At 47.8% G+C, this 3,482-nt stretch carries 3 protein-coding genes and 3 pseudogenes; 4 read left to right on the top strand and 2 right to left on the bottom strand.

Annotation, left to right across the window (positions count from 1 at the left end):
• Positions 1–6: 6 nt before the first annotated feature.
• Positions 7–168 (bottom strand): annotated as a pseudogene (locus QYH43_RS26840) (helix-turn-helix domain-containing protein); the annotation flags it as partial.
• Between the two features lie 210 nt (positions 169–378).
• On the opposite strand from QYH43_RS26840, the gene QYH43_RS26835 reads away from it, so the two are divergent.
• The 3 genes from QYH43_RS26835 to QYH43_RS26825 all read left to right on the top strand — a co-directional run bounded on the left by QYH43_RS26835 (position 379) and on the right by QYH43_RS26825 (position 2,922).
• Complete coding sequence (locus tag QYH43_RS26835; protein WP_301158520.1) at positions 379–627, top strand: hypothetical protein; 249 nt, start codon at positions 379–381, stop codon at positions 625–627.
• An 88-nt stretch (positions 628–715) separates the two neighbouring features.
• Complete coding sequence (locus QYH43_RS26830) at positions 716–2,056, top strand: MATE family efflux transporter (RefSeq protein ID WP_301158519.1); 1,341 nt, start codon at positions 716–718, stop codon at positions 2,054–2,056.
• A gap of 155 nt (positions 2,057–2,211) precedes the next feature.
• Complete coding sequence (locus QYH43_RS26825) at positions 2,212–2,922, top strand: hypothetical protein (protein ID WP_301158518.1); 711 nt, start codon at positions 2,212–2,214, stop codon at positions 2,920–2,922.
• 4 nt (positions 2,923–2,926) lie between these two features.
• Here QYH43_RS26825 and QYH43_RS26820 read toward each other — a convergent pair.
• Positions 2,927–3,046, bottom strand: a pseudogene (locus QYH43_RS26820) (deoxyribonuclease); the annotation flags it as partial.
• A 136-nt stretch (positions 3,047–3,182) separates the two neighbouring features.
• Here QYH43_RS26820 and QYH43_RS26815 point away from each other — a divergent pair.
• A pseudogene (locus QYH43_RS26815) lies at positions 3,183–3,482 on the top strand (reverse transcriptase domain-containing protein); the annotation flags it as partial.

The raw sequence follows: 3,482 nt of genomic DNA, 5'->3' as shown, positions 1-3,482 counted from the left end.
CACAGCCTAAAGCTCAAGTTGATTAGCGGTAATACCAAACGCCGCTGCTATTTTTTCGCGAGTGGCCTTCCGAGGCTCTGAGAGGGTCTCTTGCTGGGAAAATGCCGGCTGAGAGACACCCATCCGTTTGGCCACTTCATCCTGGGTAAGGTTCAAGTGTTTGCGCCATGGAGCGCTGTCCGAGGGAAGATCAACGGATCTGTGAAAGCTTGATTGAAATTGTCTTGCATCTTATCGAGCAGAAATTTCTGTAGGATTTTTAGTATCAATTACTGCGAAGTTTCCTTTTCCGTCCTTTGACTGTGAGTTCGGCGGTACGAATTATTTAGTTTGTGCCGCATTATTCATGGACATCCATCACAGGTAAGGATTTTGGAAATGAATGCTCCCCTCTCCTCTGTGTACACCAATAAAGCCTTCCCAGATTCTCTTCGCAGCAAAAAAGATTACCTTTTCTCGCAGCAACTTGAAGGGGCGAACAAAGACGTCTTGAGGATTATTGAGCAACAACGGGCTTACGCCAATGCTCATCCGTCCACAGCTATCTACCGTGTGGCAACCGCGGGCAGCCAGCCTCGTAATAGCAGGAGGATTCAGCGTGCAACTTCGTCGTTGGAGTTCGCATAGGATAAGCACCTAGATCGGGAGTACAGTCTTGACATCATCACCGATATATAGCCGTGCCGCGAGGTTTTCCCGTAGATATACATCCGAGATGCGCGAGAGTTCCCGGCTCTCGCTAGCCTTTGTATCTGGCAATATCGCGCATGTGATTATTGCGACTACGGACGTAATAATGGCTGGATGGATTAGTGTCGAGGCGTTAGCTGCGTCGACTTTGGCACAGGGCCTCTACTATCTTCTGTTTTTATTATTCTCCGGGCTACTCATCTCTACCGTCCCGTTTATTTCTGACGCGTTGGGGGCTAAGGCAAAAGAAGAACAATATACATCTGTATCGACCAGCTGCATTCAGCTTATAGTAACTGCATTTTTAATATGCTTAGCAATGCTCTATTTTACGAAAGAAATATTAGTTTTTTTTGGCCAGGATCTGCTTTTGTCTCTCGAAGCTCAGAGGTACATGAATAGCCTGATGTGGAGCATCGGCCCAGCGATTTTATTTGTACACCTCAGAAATATTTTGTCAGTAATGGGGTCGGCGCGATATGCAGTTATCGCAATTATTATGGCAGCGGTCTTTAATTTCGTTGCTAACCTGATTCTAATATTTGGTTTTTTGTGGATACCCCCCTTGGGTTTGTTCGGTGCAGGTATCGCCACGACCCTAACAAACATTTTGCTTTGTATATTGCTGGTCATATTAGGCTTAATAAATCCGCAGTTCAGGGAGCGGCAGCACTGTATAAAATTGAAAGTGGTGAGAGGGTGGGTGATGCTGCCTATTTTAAGAAATGGTATTCCGGTCTCTTTAACGCAGGCAAATGACACACTGTTTTTCTTCATTCTCACAATCATAGTGGGTAAGTTTGGAGTCGTTGCGTTGGCTGCTCATGGTGTCGCAATGCAAGTTCTTCAAGTCGTATTTACAATACCTAATGGCATTTCTCAGGCTTCTACTACGAGAATAAGCCTCTGCTCTCCTTTGGGTGTGTATTCGCTGCGGACGAGTGACGCCGGATGGAGTGCTTTATGGCTCGGCTGGATAGTACTCACTGTAATATCTTCTATTCTGATTATTTTTCCCCATGATATTGTTCAGCTATTTGTTGCTCACGGTGAAGGAGGAGATGACGAGCTTATCAAGCTTTCTAGCCTTTTTGTCTGCATTTTAGGAATCTTCCATTTCTTTGATGGAAGTCAAATGGTACTGCTCGGTATATTTAGGGGCTTGAAACAGACCATCTTTCCGATGTTGCTTTCGATTATTTGTTTTTGGCTAGTGGGGCTGCCGCTCGCTATTTTCTTGGCATTTTATACTGATCTAGGAGTAGCGGGTGTGTGGTGTGGCGTAGGACTTGGACTTATGGCGCTGTTCTCTCTACTTCTATTTAGATGGATCCGATACAAGGCTCCGGCGCAGGTTGCGGCATGAGAAATCTATACTGAACTTTTTGTTTCCGTTGGGCCCAATTCACGGGTGACCAATCGCTCAAGATTGCTGCTAAGGAAAACGCCCAGCTATTGGATTACCTTCGGGCCAACCCCAAAGTGACTGATGTTTTAATTACTGGCGGAGATCCGCTAGTTATGAAGACAAGCAATCTACGTGCTTGCCTAGAACCTCTTTTGACGCTTGAATTCGAGTACATCCACACTATCCGAATTGGTACGAAGGCGCTTTCTTTCTGGCCTCAGCGGTTTGTGACTGACAGCGACGCAGGTGAACTTCTTGATCTATTTAGGACGATCATCAACAGCGGTAAACACTTAGCGTTAATGGCTCATTATAATCATTGGGCGGAACTTGAGCCTGCCATTGCTCGAGAGGCTATTCTTCGTGTTCGACAAACAGGCGCTCAAATACGTAGCCAGGGCCCGTTGCTGGCTCATATCAATGACTCTGCTGACGTCTGGGCGCGACTCTGGCAGACGCAAATTCAACTAGGCATTATTCCTTACTATATGTTTATCGAGCGTGATACCGGGGCCCGCCGGTATTTTGAAGTCCCTCTTGTATGTGCGTGGGAAATTTACCGGGACGCGGTCAAACAAGTTTCAGGTATTGCCAGGACTGCCAGAGGACCTTCGATGAGCGCAGATCCGGGGAAAGTTGAGGTCTGCGGTTTAGCTGAAATTCGAGGAGAAAAGGTGTTTGTTTTACGTTTTATCCAAGCACGAAACCCGGATTGGGTGCAGAGGCCATTCTTCGCACGATTTGATCCCGATGCTACGTGGTTCGATCAACTAAAACCGGCTTTTGGGGAGACTGCGTTCTTTTTCGAGAGGGAAGTTTCTTAACCCGTTTTTGCCAGCGTTGCCGCTGATGATCAAACTGCCAGGCTGGGACAATGTGCTCCCACTCAATACTCTGTGCGCGGTTTTCATGGATCCGCGTTTCATAACCGCAGGACGCGAGATCAACTGGTCGCGGTAGGAATGGCAGCCACCTGCCACCCCCGCACAGATCCGTATGTGCGGAATTACCGCATACGGCTCCTGCCTTGGGTTTTGAGTAAGCGCTCCACACACCCCACCGACTTCAATGTGAGGTAGCCCGCTCAACTATTCGCGCGTTCTTTGACACCATCGATCACGAGTGGATGATGTGCTTTCTGCAACACCGAATCGCGGATCGACGGGTGTTAGCGTTAATAGTCCGATGGCTGCGTACAGGTGTTCTTGAAAACGGAAAGCGAACTCCTGCGAAGCAGGGCACACCACAAGGTGCGCTTATTTCACCGCTATTAGCCAATATCTATCTGCGCTTGCGGCTGGAGAAGGCGCGGCAGTTATTGCGGCAAACAGACATGAGCGTGCTGGAAGTGAGCATTGCCTGTGGCTTTGAATCGCCGTCGTAT

The sequence above is a fragment of the Pseudomonas sp. C32 genome, from assembly GCF_030417915.1.
In the GTDB taxonomy this organism is placed as follows: domain Bacteria; phylum Pseudomonadota; class Gammaproteobacteria; order Pseudomonadales; family Pseudomonadaceae; genus Aquipseudomonas.
This window is presented reverse-complemented; position numbering and strand designations above follow the sequence as displayed.

Bases quoted from the DNA above. Each gene is read 5' to 3' on its own strand.
- QYH43_RS26830 (WP_301158519.1), top strand. From the start codon at position 716: ATGCGCGAGAGTTCCCGGCTCTCGCTAGCCTTTGTATCTGGCAATATC.
- QYH43_RS26835 (WP_301158520.1), top strand. From the start codon at position 379: ATGAATGCTCCCCTCTCCTCTGTGTACACCAATAAAGCCTTCCCAGAT.
- QYH43_RS26825 (WP_301158518.1), top strand. From the start codon at position 2,212: ATGAAGACAAGCAATCTACGTGCTTGCCTAGAACCTCTTTTGACGCTT.